This window comes from Streptomyces sp. NPDC048196 (assembly GCF_040652715.1).
GTDB lineage: Bacteria > Actinomycetota > Actinomycetes > Streptomycetales > Streptomycetaceae > Streptomyces > Streptomyces siderophoricus.
Map to the genome: position 1 here is coordinate 304708 of NZ_JBEZMM010000002.1, position 22545 is coordinate 327252.

At 66.9% G+C, this 22545-nt stretch carries 18 protein-coding genes and 2 pseudogenes; 11 read left to right on the forward strand and 9 right to left on the reverse strand.

The genetic code is table 11. From position 1 onward, the window contains the following. Positions 1-294: 294 nt before the first annotated feature. The 4 genes and pseudogenes from AB0E02_RS05005 (at position 295) to AB0E02_RS05020 (ending at position 3052) form a co-directional block, all read left to right on the forward strand. Positions 295-1413 (forward strand): hypothetical protein, encoded by a 1119-nt coding sequence (locus AB0E02_RS05005; protein ID WP_362136048.1) that lies wholly within the window; start codon positions 295-297, stop codon positions 1411-1413. A 10-nt stretch (positions 1414-1423) separates the two neighbouring features. Further along, positions 1424-1760 (forward strand): annotated as a pseudogene (locus AB0E02_RS05010) (VOC family protein). An 86-nt stretch (positions 1761-1846) separates the two neighbouring features. Next, entirely contained in the window at positions 1847-2392 is a 546-nt protein-coding gene (locus AB0E02_RS05015) for an AraC family transcriptional regulator (protein WP_362136050.1), read from the forward strand. A 174-nt stretch (positions 2393-2566) separates the two neighbouring features. After that, positions 2567-3052: a DUF1801 domain-containing protein gene (locus AB0E02_RS05020; protein WP_362136052.1), complete on the forward strand. Its 486-nt coding sequence runs from the start codon at positions 2567-2569 to the stop codon at positions 3050-3052. 96 nt (positions 3053-3148) lie between these two features. On the opposite strand, the gene AB0E02_RS05025 is transcribed toward AB0E02_RS05020, so the two are convergent. Further along, complete coding sequence (locus AB0E02_RS05025) at positions 3149-3358, reverse strand: hypothetical protein (protein ID WP_362136054.1); 210 nt, start codon at positions 3356-3358, stop codon at positions 3149-3151. Positions 3359-3695: 337 nt separating this feature from the next. Further along, positions 3696-3859, reverse strand: a pseudogene (locus tag AB0E02_RS05030) (IS481 family transposase); the annotation flags it as partial. A 191-nt stretch (positions 3860-4050) separates the two neighbouring features. Between AB0E02_RS05030 and AB0E02_RS05035 the strand changes: the two are divergent. The 5 genes from AB0E02_RS05035 to AB0E02_RS05055 all read left to right on the forward strand — a co-directional run bounded on the left by AB0E02_RS05035 (position 4051) and on the right by AB0E02_RS05055 (position 12216). Then, positions 4051-6039 (forward strand): hypothetical protein, encoded by a 1989-nt coding sequence (locus tag AB0E02_RS05035; RefSeq protein ID WP_362136056.1) that lies wholly within the window; start codon positions 4051-4053, stop codon positions 6037-6039. A gap of 364 nt (positions 6040-6403) precedes the next feature. Then, positions 6404-7138: a WXG100 family type VII secretion target gene (locus AB0E02_RS05040; protein ID WP_362136059.1), complete on the forward strand. Its 735-nt coding sequence runs from the start codon at positions 6404-6406 to the stop codon at positions 7136-7138. Beyond that, complete coding sequence (locus AB0E02_RS05045) at positions 7135-11049, forward strand: DUF6531 domain-containing protein (RefSeq protein ID WP_362136061.1); 3915 nt, start codon at positions 7135-7137, stop codon at positions 11047-11049. The genes AB0E02_RS05040 and AB0E02_RS05045 overlap by 4 nt, the downstream gene beginning before the upstream one ends. 5 nt (positions 11050-11054) lie before the next feature. Beyond that, a complete protein-coding gene (locus tag AB0E02_RS05050) occupies positions 11055-11543 on the forward strand; it encodes a hypothetical protein (RefSeq protein ID WP_362136063.1) in 489 nt (162 codons plus the stop codon). 520 nt (positions 11544-12063) lie between these two features. Further along, the gene (locus AB0E02_RS05055) at positions 12064-12216 is read left to right on the forward strand and encodes a hypothetical protein (protein ID WP_362136065.1); all 153 of its coding nucleotides are present in this window, start codon (positions 12064-12066) and stop codon (positions 12214-12216) included. Between the two features lie 578 nt (positions 12217-12794). Here AB0E02_RS05055 and AB0E02_RS05060 read toward each other — a convergent pair. From AB0E02_RS05060 to AB0E02_RS05075, 4 genes are all read right to left on the reverse strand, one after another. After that, positions 12795-14024, reverse strand: a complete 1230-nt coding sequence (locus AB0E02_RS05060; protein ID WP_362136067.1) for a hypothetical protein — start codon at positions 14022-14024, stop codon at positions 12795-12797. A 1480-nt stretch (positions 14025-15504) separates the two neighbouring features. After that, complete coding sequence (locus AB0E02_RS05065; RefSeq protein WP_362136069.1) at positions 15505-15945, reverse strand: VOC family protein; 441 nt, start codon at positions 15943-15945, stop codon at positions 15505-15507. Between the two features lie 118 nt (positions 15946-16063). Continuing rightward, positions 16064-16213, reverse strand: coding sequence for a hypothetical protein (locus AB0E02_RS05070; protein WP_362136071.1), 150 nt, complete (start codon positions 16211-16213; stop codon positions 16064-16066). Between the two features lie 680 nt (positions 16214-16893). Continuing rightward, a complete protein-coding gene (locus AB0E02_RS05075; RefSeq protein WP_362136073.1) occupies positions 16894-17298 on the reverse strand; it encodes a nuclear transport factor 2 family protein in 405 nt (134 codons plus the stop codon). Between the two features lie 481 nt (positions 17299-17779). Here AB0E02_RS05075 and AB0E02_RS05080 point away from each other — a divergent pair, with 481 nt between their 5' ends. After that, positions 17780-18544, forward strand: a complete 765-nt coding sequence (locus AB0E02_RS05080) for a class I SAM-dependent methyltransferase (protein WP_362136142.1) — start codon at positions 17780-17782, stop codon at positions 18542-18544. 413 nt (positions 18545-18957) lie between these two features. Here AB0E02_RS05080 and AB0E02_RS05085 read toward each other — a convergent pair whose 3' ends face one another. Continuing rightward, on the reverse strand, positions 18958-19683 hold the full coding sequence (locus AB0E02_RS05085) for a sugar phosphate isomerase/epimerase (protein ID WP_362136075.1): 726 nt from the start codon (positions 19681-19683) through the stop codon (positions 18958-18960). An 80-nt stretch (positions 19684-19763) separates the two neighbouring features. Here AB0E02_RS05085 and AB0E02_RS05090 point away from each other — a divergent pair, with 80 nt between their 5' ends. Then, positions 19764-19988, forward strand: coding sequence for a hypothetical protein (locus AB0E02_RS05090; RefSeq protein ID WP_362136077.1), 225 nt, complete (start codon positions 19764-19766; stop codon positions 19986-19988). Between the two features lie 378 nt (positions 19989-20366). Here the strand turns inward: AB0E02_RS05090 and AB0E02_RS05095 are convergent, their stop codons facing one another. Both AB0E02_RS05095 and AB0E02_RS05100 read right to left on the reverse strand, forming a co-directional pair. Further along, a complete protein-coding gene (locus AB0E02_RS05095; RefSeq protein ID WP_362136079.1) occupies positions 20367-21245 on the reverse strand; it encodes a hypothetical protein in 879 nt (292 codons plus the stop codon). A gap of 11 nt (positions 21246-21256) precedes the next feature. Then, the gene (locus AB0E02_RS05100; protein WP_362136081.1) at positions 21257-22066 is read right to left on the reverse strand and encodes a papain-like cysteine protease family protein; all 810 of its coding nucleotides are present in this window, start codon (positions 22064-22066) and stop codon (positions 21257-21259) included. Positions 22067-22545: the final 479 nt, after the last annotated feature.

Consider the following 22545-nt stretch of genomic DNA (forward strand, 5'->3'; position numbering starts at 1 on the left):
TCGTGGGTGAGCCCGGCTCGGCGCGCAACCACCGTGCAAGCATCGGGCAGCCCTCGTGCCCCCTCGTGCGCCCCTCGTGCACACGAGCGGGGCAGGCTCTCTGTGTGAGCAGAAGATTCCCCGCCGGTCATCGCGGTGATCGTCATACCGGCCCACGACGCCGTGGTGGGAGGGGTGTGGTGTGTGCGCCGTGTGCCTTGCCCGCCGTAGAGGGCCAAGGCGGCCGTGTTGACTGGCCCCTCGTAGACGGCAAAGGTAGCCGGCGGTGACTGGCTCCACAATCGTGATCCGTCGATGCAGTCGATGCAGATTCCTCGGACCGTCGAAGACGACCATGGCGTCGTCGACGGGCGCAAGAGCCGCTTTGGGCGTAGCGGCCCTGGTGCTGACCCCCGACGTGCCTGGAGTGGCAGCCTCGCCCATGGATCGCACTGCTCCACCGGTGGGCAGCGTGCACGAGTACCGGATGCCCCACCCTGGCTGGGCAGCACACGTGAGTTGGTCATCGGGCCGGACGGCAACCTATGGGTCTCCCAACAACTCGAGAACCGCTTCCTCCGCGTGACCACGACCGGCCGCGTGGTCGCAATCACCGCCTTCCCAAGCAACAGCGGACCCCGCGGCATCGACAGGGACTGGCGTGGCCATGTCTGGGTCACCGAGGAATTCACCAACGCCCTGGTGGAGCTGGACCGCACCGGCAAGCGCATCGCCCGCTACCCCCTCCCTTATCCCGGCGCCGGGCCGCACGGGCTGCGCATCGGACGCGACTGGCACACCGTGTGGTGGACGGGCAAGGAGAACGGAACCATCGGAGGTTTCGATTCCCGCACCCACACCTGGACCGTGCATCCCCTCGTCCCAGACAGCCAGCCCATCTACCTGGCGCGAGGGCCCCGCTGCGCCATGTTCTTCACTGAGCTGACAGGCAGCCGCGTCGGTCGTATTGACACCAACGGCCGCCTGCGCGAATACCCCACTCCCACCCCAGACAGCCGGCCCATCGCCATTGCTGCCGGCCGGCACGACCACATGTGGTTCACCGAGGAGGCCGGCGCCGCCTACGCCGAACTCGACCCCCTTATCGGCCAACCAACGGAATCCGTCGACGGCCGCGTAGCGATCAATCACCCGGTACGGCGCCCTGGGCCAGCAGGCAGACACAACGCCGCTGCGACAGCTTTTCCCAGCGCTCGCCACGATAGAGCGGCCCAGGGGCGGAGCAGCCCCTCCCTGCCTCCCCCATCCCTGCTTCCCTTTCTGCCGCCCTCCCCCTCTCCGTGGGTGGCTGACGGTCTGACAGGGCGCGCCGTATGCGGGGAAAACATGCGCCTCGGCGTGGCATGCGGTGATGGTTCGAGCGTTTCCACAGCGATCAGGAATCAAGAAGCACGGTCACACAGCCGCCTCTAACCTTCTGGTCATGGACCTCCCCCTTCACACGAGTTCTCTTCCACAGGACGACCCGGGTCCCTCGCTCGCCATCTACCGCGACGCCCTCGGCTTCGAAGTCCGCCGCCGACGTCGGACCGGCAGGAGGCGCTGATCAGCTTTGGCCCGGCCGGTCTGCCCGACCGGTCGATCCTTCCGGCGCCACCGGACGATGACCGCGGCATCGCAAACCTCCACGCCGCGTCCGAGAACGCGCATGCCAGTGACATCGAGGTCGCACACCAGCCGACCGAGCAGCCGTACGGAATCCGCGTCTGCGCCTTCCGCGACCCTACGGCAACCTTGTCCGCACCCGTGAACTGCGCTGAGCCGTGCGGGTATCGATGCGGCCGTGTCGGCCGACTCACGCAAACGTCGACAAACGGCAAACGACAAAAAAAGGGGGAGTTGTCTCATGTGCCTGCCCGAGTGGGGGCGTGCGCGCGTCCAAGCGCAGCGTCTGGCTGATCTGACGCGACTGCGCCGTGTCCGTGACCGGATCGATGGGCAATACGCGCAGCCGTTGAACGTGGAGGCGTTGGCCCGCGAGGTGAACATGTCCGCCGGCCACCTCAGCCGGCAATTCCGGGCCGCCTACAGCCAGTCGCCTTACGCGTACCTGATGACGCGTCGCATCGAGCGCGCGAAGACGCTGCTGCGGCGGGGCGACCTTGACGTCACCGAGGTCTGCTTCGGGGTCGGCTGCGCGTCGCTGAGCACGTTCACCACCCGCTTCACCGACCTGGTCGGCATGCCGCCCGGGGCCTTCCGTCGCCAGGCGACGAACGCGGCCCGCCATGCCGACCCTGTGGATGCAACCCATGAAGCCCGTGTAGCCCGCGTAGCCCACGATGCGACCTCTGCGATGACAGTCGAGGCGACGCCTGTCGGTATGGCGAATCAAGAGACAACACCCGTCAGGAATCGAGAAGCTCCGGCCGCCAAGCAGCCTCTAGCGTGATGGCCATCGAAACAATCACGGCTTCCACCACATCCACCATCAGCATCGCACCCACCATCTCCCTCGCATCCGCCTCGCTCACTCCTACGCCGTCCTGATTCGTCAGCTCTTGGCACTACCGCCCCGTCCCACCCCCATCGCACACCCCCCACCCTGTACGAGAGGAACCCCGCCATGCAGTCCACGAAGTCGTCCACCCAGACCTCCGACACGACCGCCGAGCAGTACAACGGATTCACCGCCGAAGAGCGGGCCGCGATGAAGGACCACGCGCAGGAGCAGAAGAAGGCGGCGGCGCGGCGCGGTGCGTCGAGGAAGGAGAAGGAGGCGGCAGCGGAGCGGGACGTGCTCGCGAAGATCGCCGAGATGTCGGAGGCCGACCGCGTCCTGGCCGAGCGGATCCACGACATCATCACCACCGCCGCTCCCACCCTCACGCCCAAGCTCTGGTACGGGATGCCCGCCTACGCGAAGGACGGCAAGGTGCTCTGCCACTTCCAAAGCGCACAGAAGTTCAAGTCGAGGTACGCCACGCTCGGCTTCAGCGACCAGGCGGCACTCGACGACGGCGCCATGTGGCCGACCGCCTACGCCCTGAAGGAGCTGACCGCAGCTGACGAACAGCGCATCAGCGAGCTCGTGAAGAGGGCGGTGGGCTGAGGCCGGCAGGGCGAGTCACCACCCGACGAGACTGGCTCGCCCGTTCCCAGCCTCTCGATCACGGCGAGGCACTCCGCCAGGCATGGAAGCGGTTGATCAGCCCGCTCCTGCGTGTTCGGTCCGGGCTCGGGTGCTGGTGAGCGCAAGCGCCCGCCATGCCCGACGGCCCTGGTTGTCGGCGAAGTAGGTCAGGTGAACGACGCCCGGAGCAAGTACGACGCCGGACACTTCGCTGACCTTGACCTTGACCTTGACCGGCGACTCCGAGCCGCCGCTCGTCACCGTGAGGATGACTCCACGTCCCACCCACGTCCGGAAGCCCCGATCTCGGTGAACTCCGGGTCCAAAAGCTCCAGGGCACGGGCTGGGGAAGCACGCACCGCGGGATCGAGAAGCTCCATCTCCCCGTCGATGGCTGCCTGCACGGCCCGCTCACTCTCAACCGTCATGCAGGAACCTTACGGATGCTGCTGCCAAGGCACAGCGAATTGATCACACGCCGCAGTGATGGCACGGCGATCCCATCAAAACGCGCGAACATCTCCCGGCGGAGTGATCACCGACTGCTGACGGAATTCATGCACAAGGGCTGCCGACAAACTTGAACGTGGCCAGTGTTGCTGGTGTGGAGCTGGATGCAGGGCCATTCGTCGAGCAGGGTGCGTTGAGGCGTTCGACCTCGCGGTTGGTCTGTGGGCGGTAGGGCCGGATGCGTTTGTGGGCGTTGCCGGCAGCGGTCAGGGCCTGGGTGAACAGCTTGGACTTGTAGCAGGAGCCGTTGTCGGTCAGAACGCGCACGACGGCCAAGTCGCGCTTGCAAAAGGCGAGTTGGGGTGCGCCGTATGGCCGATGTCGGGCACAGTTGACTGCCTGGCGACGAAGGGGGAAGTGTGGACGATCACCAGCTGGGCAGCGGCGACGAGGCCGACCCGCCAGGAGGGCCAGGGGGTGGTGCTGCACCGCCCCTGTTCCCCGCGCCTCCGGCTTACCCGCCCACCGTGGCACCGGCCGGTAGACCGGGCAGGCGGCGTCTGTACGGGAGCCTGGCGCTGGGCGCCGCGATCATCGTGACCGCCGGCCTGCTCTGGCCCAACAGCCCCGACGGCCCCGACGGCTCCAGTACGGGGACCGGCGGAACGAGCGGCGAAACCCGCACGGCTGACGCACCGGCCCGCGGCGCGGCAGCCGCCAAAGAGCTCCAGAAACTACCGGGACTGCACCTGCGGGCCGTGTACGGGCCGGGGAGCGGAAAGCCGCAGACCGAGGCCGATCTGACCGTCACCGCCGACGGGAAGGCGACCGGCACGCTGCGGATGCCCGTGACCGGGCAGGCCGCCATGGCGTGGTCGGGCAGCCAGCTCTACCTCAAGGGCGACAAGGAGTTCTGGGCGCAGCAGAACCCTCACTACGGGGGAGACGTGTCCAGTAGCGGGCACTGGGTCGCGCCGGTCAAACGCGACGGCTACTACATGCTCGACAGCTTCGGCATCAATGCCGGCTCGCTGAACCCGAAGTCGCTGGCCTCCCTGGTACGGACAGTGACCTCCGATCCCTCGGTGGTCACCGAAGACGCCGGAAGCATGCAGGGCCGCAAGGTCACGTCGTACTCCGCGGGGGGCCGGATGGTCATCCTCGCGGACGCCGCCCCTCACACGCTCTTCGCGATCGGGGCCAACCCGGCTGACGCCAGCCCGGTCCGTACGGCCGCCTGGCCGCGTACGACCGGCTCAGCGGTCCGCCTGGCGGCGTACGGCGACGGCGACGGCTACTACAACCCCTACCTGGTGGCCAAGCCCGAACCAGCCACCGACAAGGAGGTGGCCGCCGCACGCGCGGACGCGGCCGAAGCGCAGGGCACTGCGGTGCCCCCGCTGACGTCCGCCGAGAAGGTAGCGGCCTCGCAGGGGCCGGTGTTCACCACCACCTTCAACAGCCCCTACCTGTGCAGCTCCAACCCGTGCTCGTACTCGTTCACGGTCACCAACACCGGGGACGAGCCCGGCGACGCCACCTTGCACGTGGCCTTTCCCGGAACGTCCGAGCGGGTTCATCCGCTGGGCACGCTGGCTCCGGGGCAGTCCAAGGGGGTCAGCGGCATCCGGCCCAACGTGGCGGCGGGAACGGGTAAGACGGTACGGCACACCGACTACTCGTGGGTGTACTCGACCGCCGTGTACGGGCCCGACCCCAAGGTGGCGCAGCGCCTGCACGCGCGGGAGCTGGAGCCCGGTGACGTGTTCGTCGCCACCCCGCTGGAACCCCTCGCGGCGAACCTTCTGGACCTGATGACGAAGAACGCCGAGCCTGCCGACACACAGACCAATGAGAAGGCCGTCGAGGCGCTGCGCGCGGCGAATTCCCGCGGGCAGCTGCCGTTGCTGATGACCATCGCCGCCTCGGGGCGTCTGGCGAACCCGCAGGACCTGGCCGACAGCCTTTCCACCACCGACGAGATCGGCGGCGCCCGCGTGCTTCAGCAGGTCGCGCACCTGCTGAAGACCGATCCGAAAGCGCGCGTGTGGTTCGACGGCGGATACAAGGCCGGCGACGGGCAGACGTACAAGACCGACTACATCTTCACCAGCAGTCGCGACGGGCAGGAGATCCGGCGGGCCGTCCAGGTCAAGACCATCGAGGCGTGGAAGAAGCTGTGGCCGCGGATAGCCGAAGCCACCAGGCAGCTCAACGGCGAGAACAAGAAGGGAAAAGCGCAGCAGGGCAAGCGGGGCCCCGAGAAGGCCCCGCCCGGCTTCGAGCGGGTCGTGCAGATCAACTTGGAGCCGTCGGTGGGCCAGGGGTTCTTCTACGGCAAAGCCGACCTGGAACGGGTCCTGCGGCACAAGAACTACGCGCAGGCCCGGCAGAACCTGTGCATGGAGAACGGCGCGTTCGGCCTCGACCGGCTGGTCATCGTCAACTCGACCGGTACCCACGAATGGACCGACCTGAGCAAGCTCGACGTGCCCTGCCAATCACCCGGGCGTTGAACGCGATCTGCTGCGGCAGTGCCCAGCGGGCGAGTGAGCGGTGAACGAGTGCCCCACCCCTGCCACGAGGGGTGGGGCACTCGAACCTGGAAGCGGAGGACTACTGGCGAGCCGGAGGCCGGACGCCGGGAGGCGATCGACCTGACGGCGCTGCGGGCCCTGAGGGATCCGCACGGACTGGAGGCCCTCGATCTCACGGCCGAGCAGCTGCGCCACCTCCAGGACGCGAGGCAGGTCAGCCGACGCGCGAGGGACCTGGCTGCCGTACGTACTGATGACGGTTCCGAGGACACCTGTTTGTCCCGTCATTGCTCTTACTTGAACGTCGTCTGATGTGCTGTCAGGGTCGCGACGGGGGGACAGTATGGCGATCGAGTTGCCTGGCCAGGTGGTGTCGTTCCTTCAGTTCATCGGGGTGAACTGGCCAAACATCGACGAGGACAAGGTCCGCGAATTCGCGTCCCACGTGCGGGATTTCGCGCAGAAGGTGGATGACACCCACAAGGACTCCACTGCCACGGTCAAGCAGTTGCAGGACGTGTATCAGGGCGCGTCGTACGAGGCGTTGCTGGCCAAGTGGGGCCAGATGTCCGACAGTCACATGACGGAGCTGGTCAACGCCTGCCATGTGGTGGCCGATGCGTTGGACATCGCGGCAAACACGATCGTGGCGATGAAGCTGGAGGCGATCGCCGAACTGACCGTGCTGGCCATCACGTTCATCGCCGACCAGGCCGCCGCGGTCGCCACGCTCGGGATCGCGGAGGCGGCCGAAGCCCTGGTGATCGAGGCAGCCGAGAAGCTGATGGATTACCTGGTGCAGCAGCTGGAGCAGTACATCATCGGCCAGGTCATCGAGGCGGCCGTCAATCCCTTGGTGGAGACGGTGAGCAAGGCCGTCGGCGGTCTGGTCTTCCAGGCCGCCGAGTCCGCGCTCGGGGTCTCCGCCGGTGGGGCCGGGGGGCGTGCGGGGGAGAGTTTCTCCATCCATCCGGAGGCGCTGCACGCGCGCGCGGAGAAGCTGCACGAGCATGCGCGGACGGTGGCGTCGCATGCCGCGGAATTCCAGACGAAGGCTGCGGGGGCGAGCTTCGAATGAGCAATCCGATCGTCAAGGCGCTGGAACACGCCGCTGAGAAGCTGGGCAAGACCCTCGGCAAGGACGCGGGCAAAGCGGTCGAGGACCTGTACCACGGTGCGGGCACCCGGCTGAAGAAGGTCGCCGGCAATCACCATGAGAACGACAAGGGACTTTCCGACCACTTCAACGGTTTGGGCAAGGGTGGCAAGAACGACCCCAAGGGCCCCCACACCTCCCTGAATGGCGGCGGCAAGGGGGCCGGGGGTGGTCGGCCAGGGAAAAGCGATCCGTCCCTGGCCGGTCCCAGCAAGGGAGGCCAGCCTTCGAACGGCAATATCGGGTGCCACACCGCCGGCGACCCGGTGGACGTGGTCTCCGGCCAGATGATCACCAACGAAAAGGACCTTGAACTCCCCGGCCTGCTCCCCCTGGTCCTACGCCGCGCTTATGCCTCCGGCTATGCCGGTGGGCGGCTGTTCGGCCCTGGTTGGTCCTCCACCCTCGACCAGCGCGTCGAGATCGACACCAAGGGCATCCACTACGCCGGGGATGACGCCCAGATCCTGCACTACCCCTTGCCCACCCACGCGGGCGAGCACGTCTATCCCGAGGCCGGTGCCCGCTGGCCGCTGACCTGGGATCAGCAGAGCGACACCATACGTATCGAGGATCCGGACAGGGGCTGGACGCGGCACTTCGCGCCGTCCGGAACCGTCGCCGGCCCGGGCCGCACCATTCGCGCGATCACCGAACTCACCGACCGCAACGACCACCGCATCACCTTCGAACGTGACGAAACGGGAACGCCCACCGAGGTGCGCCACGCCGGCGGCTACCGCATAGCCGTCGACACGATCCATACCGCGGCCGGTCTGCGAATCGAGGGCCTGCGGCTCCTGGACGGCGCGGGCACAGGACTGGGCACCATGGTCGTCGGCTACGAGTACTACCCAGGCGGCCAACTGGCCGGGGTCGTCAATTCCTCGGGGCTTCCTTACGAGTACGAGTACGACGACGCGGACCGGATCACCACCTGCACCGACCGTAACGGCAGGTGCTACTCCTACGTCTACGACGAAGAGGGCCGGGTCGTCCGAGGGAACGGGGAAGGGGGACACCTCTCGGCCCGCTTCCGCTACGACACGGCAGGGCGGATCACGACGGTCACCGACAGCCTCGGACACGCAACCGAATACCACTACGACGAACAGCAGCACGTGACCAAGACCGTCGATCCGCTCGGCAACACGACGCGGACCGACTACGACGAGGCCGGCCGGGTCATCGCCCGCACCGATGAGCTCAACAGAACCACCCGCTTCGACCTCGACGCGCACGGCAACCCCATCCGCATCACCGAGCCCGACGGCAGCGCCATCGAGCTCGACTACACCGAACTCCGTCAGCTGACCGCAGTACGGCGCGGCGACACCGTCCTGGCTACGTTCGCGTATGACACTCGCGGCAACGTCCTGACCACAACCGACGCGTCCGGCGCCCGGACCTCACGGCAGTACGACGACCAAGGACGTTTGGTCTCGGTCACCGACCCCCTCGGTCAGACGCGACACACGACGACCAACTCGGCCGGGCTCATCACCGCGATCACCGACGCCGCGGGCCAGACCGTCCAGGCCACCTACGACGCCTTCGGCCGCGTCATCGCTGCCACCAACTCACTTGGCTTCACCAACCGTTTCGAGTACCGCACCGAAGGCGAGATCACCCGGCGCGTCCATCCCGACGGCGCGGTCGAGACATGGGTCCACGACCCTGAAGGCTTCGTCGTCGAGCACCGAGATCGAGCCGGAGCGGTGACTCGATTCGATATCGGCCCCTTCGGAAAACTGGCCGGCAAGACCCTGCCCGACGGAGAAGTACAACGCTTCACCTACGACACCGAGCTGCAGCTGCTCGCAGTCACCATGAACGGTGCATCCTGGCAATACCGCTACGACGAAGCCGGGCACCTGGTCGGCGAGACGGACTTCAACAACCGCAGCTTCACCTATCGGCTCGACGGCGCCGACCAGCTGCTGGAAACCATCGATGCCGCCGGCCGCACCACTGCCTGCACCTACGACCTACTCGGCCGGCTGACCGAGCACGCCAACCACGACGGCACCGCCACCGCACTGACCTACGACGACGCTGGCCTCCTCAAGCGGGTGGCCGGTCGCGGCAGCGTCCTGGAGTACAGCCACGACGTCACCGGGCGCATTCTGAGCGAAACCGTCGACGGGCGTACGACTTCCTACACCTACGACGCCCTGGGCCGCCGCACCAGCCGCACGACTCCCACCGGACTGGTCTCGACGTGGACCTACGACGCCAACAACCAACCGACCAGCCTCACCAACCTGTTCGGTCAGCTGGCCTTCGCCTACGACGCGGGCGGCCGGGAGACCTCCCGCCACTTCGGCGGGGCAGTGGTGACACAGTCCTGGGACGCCTGCGACCGGCTGGCCACCCAGGCGATCTGGGCCCGTGACCTGACCGGGGGAGACGGTGAGGGCGCGTACACCAACACCCAGGAACGTACCTACGGCTACCGCGCGGACGGCATGCCGACCCTCGTCACCGACCGCCTGCGCGGCCGACGGAACTTCGAACTGACCCCGGCAGGACGCATCACACGCGTCAGCGCCGAGTCCTGGAACGAGAGTTACGCCTACGACCCCCTCGGCAACATCACCCACGCCCACGACACTCGCATGCCGGACAACGCCTCCACCGGCGACCGCGCCTACAGCGGCACGCTCCTGCGCTCCGCGGGCCGCACCTCCTACGCCTACGACGACCGGGGCCGCCTCGTCCGCATGCTGGTGCGCACCCTCTCCGGTCAGCGCCGGGAATGGCGGTACACCTGGAACGCCGAGGACCAGCTCGTCCGCGTCGATACCCCTCGCCGCGGATCGTGGACGTACACCTACGACCCGCTGGGCCGTCGGCTCAGCAAACAGCGACTGGGCGAGCGGGACGGAGTGCCGTCAGTAGGGGAGGAAACCGTCTTCGTCTGGGACGGCACACAACTGATCGAGCAGTACAGCGTGCTGGCCGACGGCAGCTGCCGCACTCTGACCTGGGACTGGGAGCCGGGCACCTGGACACCGCTGTCCCAGACCGAGCGCACCTGGCGCCCGGACCGGACAATGGACCAGAGCCTGATCGATGAGCGTTTCTACGCGATCGTCACCGACCTGTCCGACACTCCCAGCGAACTGGTCACCCCCGACGGCCGAATCGCCTGGTCCAGCCACACCGACACGTGGGGAGAAGCGATTCGAGGAACGGGCCGCAGGAAGCGTGTCTGTCCGCTGGGACGGCCCGGCCAGTACCACGATGACGAGTCGGATCTCGAGTACAACTACTTCCGCTATTACGACCCCGCCACCGGCCGGTACCTCAGCTCCGACCCGCTAGGCCTGGACGGCGGTCCCAATCCGCACTCATACGTGCCCAACCCCTTTTTCTGGATCGACCCATGGGGCCTGGCCAAACGCCAACCCCAGGGATGGGGCGGTTCCCACTACAGCCTCAGGCCCAGCAACTGGACGGACGGCAGTGACACCAACAGCTACGAGCGCAACCACGTGCCGGCGAGGGCTGCGTACGTGGGGATCGGAGGGACTCAGCTGGGCTACGGAGCCGGGCCCGCGATTCGGATGGAGTACGACGACCACCGCAACTTCATCAGCACCGGTTCCGGCCGGGCATCCGACCAGTGGCGCGCAGACCAGCGAGCACTCATTGCCCAAGGAAAATTCGACGAAGCCATGAAGAAGGACATCGACGAGATCCGACGCGTGCACGGCACGAAGTACGACGCCGCGATCAAGGAAATGGTCGACCACTTGCCGCACAACAAGGGCTTCCAGAAGTACCTGTCGGACAACGGCTGGAAGATCCGAACCTGTCTCCTAAAATGAGCCGCATGGACTTCGAACTGGACCCCCCGAACGGCATCACCGGTTTCCCCCTCGGGACAGCCGCCGACACCGTACGCGCAGCTGCCGCGGAACTGGGTGAGGTCAAGGTGCAGGACGACGGGTCCGCCGACCCGGTTCACTACATGAAGGTGCTTGCCCTGCATCCGCAGTTCGAGATCGTCTTCCACATCGAAGACGGGAAGACCCTCACGGCAGCGGAGATGTGGATCCCGCGCCCCGGCCCCGAAGAGATCACCGTGCGTCTCCGTGGAATCGATGTCTTCCGAACTCCCGCCCGCGAACTCCTGAAGCAGTTGGAGGGGATGGGCCTGACCGTGCTGGACGAAACTCTCTACGCCTTCGTGCCGCGACTCTCCATGGGCTTTACCCGTGTAGCCGGTCATGACGTCCCGCTCGACACCGACGGCGAGCCGCTCTACTTCCAGGCCGTCTTGACCGGACCTCACGACTACTACGACTACAAGCTCCCGTAGGTCAGCCCGGATCGGCTCCCCGAATGTTCAGTTGACGGGCTCACCCGTCGCCACTTGTGTCGTCGGACATAGGCATGTCGGCGCACATTCCGCTACTGGCGGCGGAGCGCCGGGCCAGCGCAGACATCAAGGACTGGCCATGTGGACCAGACGGCGCCGTCCGGCGCCAGTCAGCACCTGGTACGCGTGGGGAACCAGGGCCACCTCCCGCAACGTGTGTACATGACCGACCAGTAGGGCTTTGTCAGGCGGTGTCGTAGGTCTGCTATGGCACGGTCTGCTGGCAGGTGGGGCAGGTGCCGGTTGAGGGGACGGCCTTCCGCACCGCGCTGCGGGCGGTACTCGGATGACGTCAGGGGCAGCCGACTCGCCGAAGTGCAACACCTACGCCCGCGCGACGAACTTGACCGGATGCGCCCTTCAAGCGCGACGCGAGACAGACACCCGCGAGCGCAGGGGCCTCCGCGCTGTTGAACTCCGAGCTGCCGTAGCCGGGGATACTCAAGTGCTTGAGGCGGCTATGAACGTCGTCACCCTCGACACTGACTCTGCCGGCGAGGCTGTGCTGCTGTCTCCGAGCGTCAAGGATCGGCGGACCTACCACCTGGGTCAGATCTCGGACACGCCGCTGCCTGGCGAGAAGACGCCGGGCGCAGCGGCAGAAGACGGGTGAAACAGGCGTGATGAGATCACCCGAGTCCTCGACACCGTGCTTGGGCCCGCCAATGGTGGCCCCAACACGGTGAGCAACATCCGGCTACACGGTCCCCGACATGGACGTCGGGAAGTGGCCGGCCAAGCAGCGCAAGCTCGACGTCTGACAGGCCCTGTGCAAGCAGGACTTTCGCCTGGCCCTCTTAGTCGGCCACCAGCTCGCGCTGCGCAACGTGCCGCCAAGGCCGTTCCTTGAGTTCGAGGACGCCGTCACCGCGTGCCTGGCATCCGACCCCGCCGACCGGCCCACCGCAAAGGAGCTGACCGCCACATGGTGACCCCCCTGCACCCCCTGCTCCCTGGGCCCCGACGACGCACCAGCCCTCACCCGCATCTACAGCGGCGCCTCCGTCCGGCACACCACAGGCCAGGCCCTCACCCTCGCCCAGGCACAGCACAAGGTCCACACGGCCCGCGCCAGAGCCGCCGAGGCTGCTCCACTGGTCCCCAAGGCCGGACTCGGAGTCACGCGAAGGGCCCCGTACGAAACCGGGAGGCCCGGGTTCACGTGCGGGGCCGCTCACGGGGTGTGGGCCGTCAGACTCCGATCAGGGTGTACGTACCCGTACCGTCCTGCCTTCCGCTGGAGTACTGGCGTATGAACTCCCCGTCCGCGTACCGGTCGTGGCCCATCATGGAGCCGGTGTACTTGTTCTGCACACCGATCTTCGAGCTGCCGGGTACGTCGCGGTAGATGTAGAACCGTTGGAGGTCGTCCTCCGTGCAGGGGGCCGTCTGCACGACCGCCTGTTCGGTGGCCGCGTTCTCCGCGGCGATGGTCGCGCACCCGCCGTTGCCCCAGTTCCACAGGGACGCCTCAAGGACCCCGTTGTTCTCCGTCACGTTGCACAGGCGCCAGTTGTCCAGGTGGGCGCTGAAGATCGTCGAGGGCCGCAGACGGACACCGTCGGCTGCCAAGAGCGGCGCGCCCCAGGACAGGGGTTTGTCAGGCACGGCGATCTTGTAGGCGCCGGGCTCGCAGTTGAGATCGGCCCGCGCGATCTGCCCGGTGGCCTTGTGCTGTTCGGCGGACGTGCCGCCGGTGGGAGCCGGGGGCTGTGCGAGGCGGTCCCGCTTCTGCTTCGCCGTCGGCGCCACCGCACCCGCCGGGTGCTTGGCCTTCGCGGTGGCCGAGCCGCAGTCGAGGAGTTCTTGCGCCTTGGCCATGATGCTTCCTGCGGGCACCTTGTCCTGGCAGCGCACCGCGCCTTCCTCAAGGGTGGTGTAGGTGGTGAAGCTGCCGCTGCCGGGCCCCTGGATCCACTTCAACGCCCAGCTGCCATCGCCCTGTTGGACGCGGTTGCAGTTGAGGCCCCCGTACGTACCGGTGACCTTCTTGGTGCCCTTGTAGACGCCGTAGTAGCCGGGCTGGTTGAAGTTCCACGTGACCGTACTCGACGCGCTGCTGGTGGAGGAGTAGTTGACCTGTACGTTCAGGCCCAGCGTCGCGCCGACGGTGCCGAGGGTCTCGACGGCGAAACTGCCCTGGACGTTGCCGTTGAGGCCGACGGACACCGAGATGGTGGTCTGGGTGCTGGTGGTGACGCTCTGGTTGCCGGTCGTGCCCTCGGTGACGTACCAGCCCTTGAAGTGGGTGATCGTCGGAGACACTTCGCTGGTCTTGATGTACGGGTGGCGTGTACCGAGGTCGGCCGCCGTACAGGTGCCGCCGGGCGCGGGCGTCTGCGCCGTCGTGGTGGTGGGCGTTGCAGCAGCCGGGGAGACGGCAAGACTCATGGTGGCGACCGCCGTAGCGGTCACCGCCATGAGTGATCTGCCGACGCGACTAACAGGTCCTATAGGGCGCATCGTTGTCTATTTCCCCCTCTTCGTATATGTGTCCTGTCGGGGGGTGAATGTAGCGGCCACAGGGTTGGTGGCGTGAGACCCGAACCGGCCACGAACGATCATGAGGGGCCGATTCCGCCCCTGGCGCAGACCGTTGCCGCGCCGGTTCGATCCTCGGTGAACGCGTACGCCACCGGACAGGGGGAGGCACCCTTTGAAACGCGCCAGACACCTGCTCGCGGCACTGGCCGCACTCGCCCTGACCGCAGCCTCCTCGCCCTGGGCACCTCACCGGCCGCCGCCGCACCGTCGACGGCCGGCCGGGCGGCTTCCAAGGGCCACGGCACGTGCACGGCCACCGCCCCCGGCTCCGGGCCCGCACGCCACGGCGCGGCGTGGACCTGCACCCAACAGGGCCCCATTTCCGCCCAGGACCTGGCCCGCATCCGCGCCCACGTCACGGCCGCCCCTCGGGACGGCACGGGGCCCTGTGCGCCTCCTCCGAACCGGTGGATGTCGTCTCCACCCGTCACGCGTACTGCGTGCGGCACAACATCGTGTACGCGCTCGTCAGCCCCGACGGCCAGGTGATCGGCACCGCCGATCTCACGGGCGTGGCCGCGTCCGAGCCGAGCCCCACAAGTACGCGGTGACAGGAGAGCATCTCCGTCCTCGCCGGCGCGATGTCACCCACCATTCCCGCGATGAAAGTGTCCCTTCGATCGGACTGCACCCAGTGCATCGCGGGCCCGCCCGCCTGGGGTGGCGGGTACATCGAGCTGCCCCACGGCGAGGAGGACCACACCGGGACGCTGTCCTACGACTCCCCCGTCCGGTCGGCGGCCTCAGTCAGCGCACACAGATCTCCTACCAGTCCGAGGTGGTGAGCACCGGAGCGAACCCCGTCACCAGCCCGCAGAACTGGGCGGGTCCCTCGCTGCGCTGTGACGGACAGGTCGGCCTGTACCCCGGCGGCATCGTCACGGGGCGCCTGGCCCAGGTGACCATCAGCAAGTCCCTCTACGGGGTCGCCGCGGTGGCCTACGAGTGGGCGCAGAACCACCTGACCAACGGCAGGCTCGGCACCGAGAAGAAGCCGCTCACGCGTGACGCCGACGACAAGAGGCGCTACTACAGCTGCGAGGCTCCCCCGAGGCCCTTCGTGGAGGACCCCAGTGTCCGGGACGATTCCTGTGACGAGTTCCCCTTCGCCAAATCCCGCGAGGGCGGCACGATCGGTTCCATGTGCAGGGAGATCATCCCCCGCAACGTGGGCGGTGTGTGGAGCGTTACGGTCGTACGCGACGAGCCGGTGGCACCCTGCAATGCCGCGCGGGGTCCGTCCTTGGCGACGTGGGCCAGGCGGGTCACGTCACGGGTCACGGGCCAGCAGCTCCTGGCTGATCGGGTGGTTCAGAATTCGGTGATCTCGTTAGGTGGATGTTTCGGTTTCTCCTTCTCAGCGCAGTTGCTCGGCCAGTCCGACGATGATGCCCTCCGGGCCGCGGAGGTAGCAGAGCAGGTAGCTGTTCTCGAACCGGGCGATCTCGCCGACGAGTTCGGCGCCGTGAGGTCGCAGGCGGGCAACGGTGTCCTTGATGTCGTCGACGGCGAACATGACGCGGTGCGTGCCCACAATGTTGTGCGGCCGGTTGCGCGGCCCAGTGCTGATTACCTCGGGACTGCGGTACTTCGCCAGCTCGATCCGGCTGTGGCCGTCCGGGGTCCGGACCATCGCGATGTCACAGCGGACGCCGTCGAGTCCGGTGCACTGGTCGGCGAAGAGGCCCTCGACCTCGGCCCTGCCTTCCAGCTCCATACCGAGTTCCACGAAGAACGCGATGGCGGCATCGATGTCCTCGACGACGATGCCGACGTTGTCCATGCGCTGAATCGCCATGCTGGTTTCTCCTTCTTCTTCGTGCGGCCGGTGGTGGCCGCTGATGTCCCTGGGACGGAGCCGGTGGCACGTTCTCGACATCGGCAGATCGCCGAACTCCGAAAAATCTGGATCGGCCTCAGCACCGCTGCAGCAGATGGGCGAGCCCGGCGTCACCACGGAGGGTGAGTGCGGTGCAGGTGGCCGCTCTCACGAAGATGATCAGCCGCAGCGTGCCGTCCCGCTTTTCGCGCTTCCTCGACGATTCGCAGTGTGCGCGCTTGAGCATTGCGCCTCCCCAATTGGTTCACGCTGCCGGGTCGCGTCGGTGCCTGATGTCTCATGAGGCATCAGGAAATCTGGAGGAGGATGGCTTACGCACGATCATCCTCGCCGGCGCTGGCCAGGCGATGCTGTCGTCTCGCCGCAGTGCGGATCTTACGGCCGCCTTTCCGGAGATTGCCGCAGCGGGCTCTGAGGTGGGGGAGGAGCCCGTGGTCCTGGATGGCGAGCCGGTGCTGCTCGGGGAAGGCCGGCTCGACTTCGGCGCTGCAGCGTCGCGTGCGCCCTGCCGGGCCGCAACGCCGTGCAGGTCAGCTGGCCGCGGCCGTGCGGTCGTGCGGCTGGGCAGCGCCGGGCCGCACGACCGCACGACATGGGGCCGAAGAGCTGGCTACGACTGCTGGGCAAGCGAGCCGCTGCCGGGTCCCGTACACCGGAAAGCGCATCCAGCCGGCGGCCCTGGCTCATCGACGACCCGCCGCTCACCGAACTGTCGCTGCGTCCCAACTCCTACATGGCGATCACGCGGACTTCCCTCATCAAAGGATGGTCGGGTCCTTGAGAGCTCGGGCGCCTCACCGACTCGTCGCCGCTTGGCGAACTGACGCCTTCCGCCCGGAGCTCAGAGATTCCTACAAGGATGGAAAGCGGTAGGCCATGGTGGATCGCTGATGGCGGGTGTTCGGCTCATTCCTTGAAGGCGGCCTCGACCTGTGCGGTGTCCTCGGCGCTGCGGTGGTATGTGATCTTGCCATTGCGGAAAGTGAACTGGTGATGCAGGTTCATTGCCACCATCTTGCCTGTGGCGCGGTTGTGCGCACGCATGCGTACCACGGTCAGCACATCGGAGTCGCTCACCGCGAACGTGACGGGGGTGAACTCCTCCACCTCCATGGTCGAGTCGAATTGCTCGAAGAATGAGGCCACTTCGTCCTTGCCGTGACGCACTCCGTACCAAGGCGCTGCGATCGAACTGGTTTCCGTAGCCCAGTCGATGTCCTCGCTCAGAGTATCCAGGATGGCGGGCACGTCACCCTGTTCGAAGGCCGTGTAGATCGACCGGATGGTTCCGACATTGTTGTCCGCGCCCATGGCGTGCCCTTCCACCTGGAAGATCCAGTACGTCGCCCACCGTACGGATGCGGCCTGGCCGGGGGATCTGGCTACGTGACAGAAATTCACGTGGCTCACCCGTTCGGACGCTCATCCCTGCGATCGGTGGCACCACCTGCCATCCGCGGGGAGAAGCGTGGACCAGACCGCTTCGTCGGGCAGGGTCACCCCTCCCTGTTGGTGGCTGCCCACTCGCCGCTGTTCGAGGACCACGCGGGTCGGTACCGGCCTTGTGCTTCTGGTCGAGGCCAGAAGCACAGGGCCAAGAGGCTCCTTCCAGGTGGGCGGTCACCGTTTTCGTGAACGCCTGGACGCCCGCCTACGAGGGCAGGGGCCGGCCACATCAGAAGCGGACCAGCTCCAGGGTGCATGGCGGCGCGGCGGGGCAGGGGTCACCGAGCGCGGCGCTACCGTCGTGCGGGTGACGGGAATCAATGCCGACCAGCGGTGGTCCGAGTCCATGCCGGCGGCCTATGAGCGGTATCTCGTGCCGGTGGTCTTCCGGCCTTTTGCCGAGGATCTGGCCACCAAGGCGGCGGCACTCCACCCGCGGCGTATCCTCGAACTGGCTGCGGGGACAGGTGTGTTGACATCCAAGCTGCTTGCGACGGCGCCGTCGGCCGAAGTGACGGCTACCGACCTGAACGAGGCCATGGTCGCTTTCGGGTCGGCCCGGGCGCCGGGCGCGGTGTGGCGGCAGGCTGATGCGCAGCGGCTGCCGTTCCCGGACGGAGGCTTCGACCTAGTGGTCTGCCAGTTCGGCGTGATGTTCTTTTCCGGCCGGGTCGCGGCCTTCACCGAGGTCCGGCGGGTATTGGCCTCGGGCGGCCGGTTCTTGTTCAACACGTGGGGCCCGCTCGGGACACACGCCCTCGAAGTCGCGCTGCAGGCAGGGCTGGAGCGGGCTTTTCCGGTCGACCCACCGCGGTTCTTCCCGACGGTTGCACATGGCTACGCCGATCCCGCTGTCGTGGTCGCTGATCTGGTGGCCGCCGGGTTCGTTGTCGAGAAGGAGCAGGAGCTGACGCTTCAGGGCCGGGCCGCGTCGACCGCCGACCTTGTCACCGGGTATCTCACCGGGACACCGGTGCGCGCAGCTCTTGAGGAGCGTGGCGACGAACCAGCTGTCCGGGCAACCGTCATCGAGGAGATGACGGCCCGGCTGGGGGAGGGGCCGGTGAGCGCCCCGATGACGGCGTACGTCTTCCGCGCTGCGACCCAATGATCCGTTTGCCGGTCCTCGGCGCCGTACGCCAGCACCAGCAGCCTCTCGGCCACCTGTGCACAAGGGCTTGAGTGCTGAGATGCCCACGAGGGCGTCACATCAAGAACCGCTTGCGCAACAGACCCTGGTCCAGCACTCCTGACCCTGTCGTCTGGGTCGCGATCCCCTCACGATCAGCCGCCTGGCCTGGGACGGCGCCACCAACTGGCCGATATCTGCCGCCGGGCCTGCGTCGGCCCGCGCTGAGAGCGACTGCGCCCACGCGAGGGCGTCATGGCTGAGCATGTCGAGGACCTGAATCTGCGCCGGATCGTGGAGCGGGCCAACGCGGCGTGAATCGAGACCATCCGCGAACGAGGCGAACACCAGCCAGTACGGTCGGGAGGGGATGCCGGCGGAGGGTCGGCGGAGTGTCAGGTGAGGATGAGTGGGCGCAGGGTGCGCTGGGCGATGCGCAGGCCGTCTTTGACTTTCTGCTCATCGCCGCTCCAGACCGGGTCGTCGTGTTCGACGGAGAGAACGCCGGTGAAGCCGCCCTCGTAGAGGGTGTCGACGATGCGTCGCCAGTCGATGTGGCCCAGGCCGGGGAGGCGGTGCCGCCACCAGCTGTTGCCCCACGGGTCGTCCCACTCGATGCTGTCGGCGATGCGTCGCGGGTCGATGTCGCTGAGTCCGGGGATACGGTGCGGCCACAAGCTATTGTCCCAGGGGGTGTCGCGCTCGATGCTCTTGCCGAAGACGCCGTGGCGGTTGCGGCGGACCGGGTCGAGCTGGGTGTCCTTGGCCTGCGCGTGCGGGATGCAGTCGACGTACGGGCGGAGCGCTGCGACGGGGTCGATACCCTGCCAGATGAGGTGCGAGGGGTCGAAGTTCAGGTAGAGGCCAAGCGAGAACATCCATTCCCACAGCTCGGGGGAGTAGGCGAGATTGCCCGGGTAGCCGTCCGGGTGCCACTCCTCCATCAGACAGTTGCCAATGATGATCTTGACGCCGCGTTGGCCGGCGTAGTCCACGAGCGGCGGCAGCACCTTCTCCGCCAGAGCGATGTTCTCCCTGACCGAGCGGCCGGGATCGCGGCCGACGAAGGTGCCGACGTACGGGACGCCGAGCAGTGACGCGGCATCGATGGCGTGGCGCATGTGGGCGGTATCTCGTCGCGGTGGTACTCGTCAGGGTGCAGGTTGTTCTCGTAGTACGCGAAGGCCGACAGTTCGAGGCCATGCCGGTCGAAGAGCGCACGCACGCGGTCGGCGTCAGCCTCGCCGAAGCGCGCCACATCGAGGTGGGTGGCCTCGAAGTCGCGGGAGCCGGTGAGGGGCCAGGTGCCCACCTCCAGCGCCTGGTAGTCGTGTTCAGCGGCCCAGGCGGCGATCTCGTCGAGCGGCAGGCCGGGCAGGCATGCGGTGTGGAAACCGAGTTTCATCTGGTCAGTTCACCTTTTTGAGGATCGGCTGCGGGCAGCGGCGAGCACCGCGTCGGTGAGTGCTGCGGCACGAGCGCGTCGTTGCTCGTGAGATACGTAGGGGCCGTAATCGCCGCGCACGGCAGTCACGGGGTGGACGGTGGCGTCGCAGGGCAGTGCTCGGTGGGTTCCGACGGCCAGGGTTTCCGGGTTCGCCGCTGAGCAGGGACGCCGGGAGGGGCTCCAACCAGTCGTTGGGGTCCTTCCAACGGCCGTCACCATGGAGTCGGTGAAGTGCCCTACAGGGACCGGTTTTTCGTGGGAGGGGCGCCGGACTCCGTTGATGGGAATCCGGCGCCTGAATCCTCTTAATGGAGTTTGGCTGGGTTTCGCAAACCGAGCACCCAGGTCATAGGCCCGTCAGCCCGTCGGCTCGCCTGGCGACCGCTTACGGTTGCGGAGCCGTACTGCGATGGCGCCGCCGGCAAGTGCGACTGCCACCACTCCCGAGCCGAATTGCAGGGGAGCCGAGGAGGAAGAGGACGGCGTGGACGCCGGACCGAATCCGCCGGCCAGTCCCTTGCGGTCATACGCGGATCCCGGCAGCTTGTCCGCGTAGCGGTCGTGTACCAGCTTCTGGTAGGCGGCGAGCGTCACCGCCCGCTTGCCTCCCAGCCCGGAGGACGCTTCCCGGTTGAGCGGTTCGACGATGTCGTTCTTCAGGCGGTACCAGGCGTGGATCTGCGGCTCGTTGAAGACCTTCGAGCGGCCCGTGGCCTGTTTGCCGTAGGTGACGTCGCTGTCGCCGTCGCGCACACCCGACAGGTGCCAACTTCCGCCGGCAGCACCGCCCTTGGCCGGGGCGGAGAGCAGAACCGTGGCCTTATGCCCGTTGGCGTCGTTCGCCCGGGAGGCCAGGTACGACAGGCGTGCCACGTTGCTCGCGGTGGGCTTCGCCTTCCCGGTGACGAACTCGGGTGCGAGCTCGTACAGCGCGACCGGGTCCTTCAAACTCAACGCCTGCTGGTCGTCAGGTGCCCCAGGCGTCATCGGCGCCCCCGCCCCCGAGCCGCCGTCGGCCCCGGCGGCCGCCGTTGTGCCGAGGAATCGGGAGACGGTGGCGTGCACTTGCCGGGAATGGAGCACCTGCCGTGCGCCCTCATAGTTGGGAATGCCGCTCGGGCTATCAGCCGCCTGAGCCTGGCCGCATAAGGCGGTGGAGAGCAGGGTCGCCACCGCGCCGAGGGAAAGGGCGAGACGAGTAGCACTTCGTCGGAGATAAATCGTCTTGCTGCGCATTGCTGCCCGCCTTACTTGTGTATCCCGATGCGGGAATGGGTCCATTGGAACGTCGAGTTGTTGACGTAGTCGCTGTAATTCCACCAGGTGTAGGTCTGCGTGGTCTGCCAAGGGTCACCGACCGCGATCATTTGGGATGACGGGTCATAGCCGTAAATGACGTTCATGTGGCCGCCGCCGGAATTCCATCCGATACGCACGGCGAAGGGGCGTTTGCCGTCGATCTCCTTGCCCACCTCTGAGAAGGAGGCATTGCGGTCGAGGCCGTATCCCGTGTTGCCCAGGCCGATGTTGGCCAGGCCGTTGGCCACGTCGTCGAGCGTGGCGGGCTGGTTGTCGCAGCTGAGGTAGCTGTTCCTGGCCGCAAGCCGGCAGAAGTCCTGCTGGCTGTACTGGTTGTAACCCCAGTACTTGGCGATGGTCAGACCGCTGGCATCCCAGCACCACTGGTCCTGAACCTGCTTCTGCATGTCTATGGTGAGGGCCGTGCGCCGGCTGGACTTGGGGCGCCGGGACGAGCAGACCGGCAGGTTGTCGGTGTTTCCTTTGATGAACGCATTTGCTATGTAGAAGGATCCGGAGTCCGACCAGATCCAGCGAGGATCGTTCTCCACGGCCTCGCCCTGGACGCGGCAGGACATCGAGATCTTGCTGCCGACTGTGGCCTGGCCGATGATGCGGGCGGAAAGGCTGGACGAGGACCGTTCGTTGATGCTGCGGTAGCTGCCCTGGCCGCCCGTCACGGTGCCGGTTACGGAACCGGCCTTGGCTTTGCCACCGCTAAGCAGAAACCCGGCCGTGATCGCGGACAACGCGATCACCGTTAATGTTCTCCACAGAATTTTGAAGCGAGGAAGACGCATAGCGGGACTCTTTCGAGGTGTGGGGGAATGTGTTGCCCAGGCCAGGGGGAGGTCGGTAGGTGCTGGCGCACGCCGAGTCCTCACCGGCGCAGCCCGTACGGAACGGGCCGGTGCGCGTTTCGCGAAGTGCGGTCTGGACCTACCTGTCGGGACTTTTGCCTGTGCGCTCAGTTACCGATTAATTTCGCTGCGCATAGTCGATGCTGCGCATGTACATGAGCAGCAGCGAACGTCGGCGGCACCTCCCTGGCCGTCGCACTCGGAATGCGCAGGAGAATTAGTACAGCATCTTCACGGGCCGTTCAAATAACGCGACGTCAACTCCGTTGATCTACCGGTAAGTAGCGGGGAAAAATCGCCGGTGCGCATAGGTTGCAAGGGCCTGCGGCGGCCCAACGTATTGCAGGAGCCTGGACGCGTTTGCGTAATTTGCGACG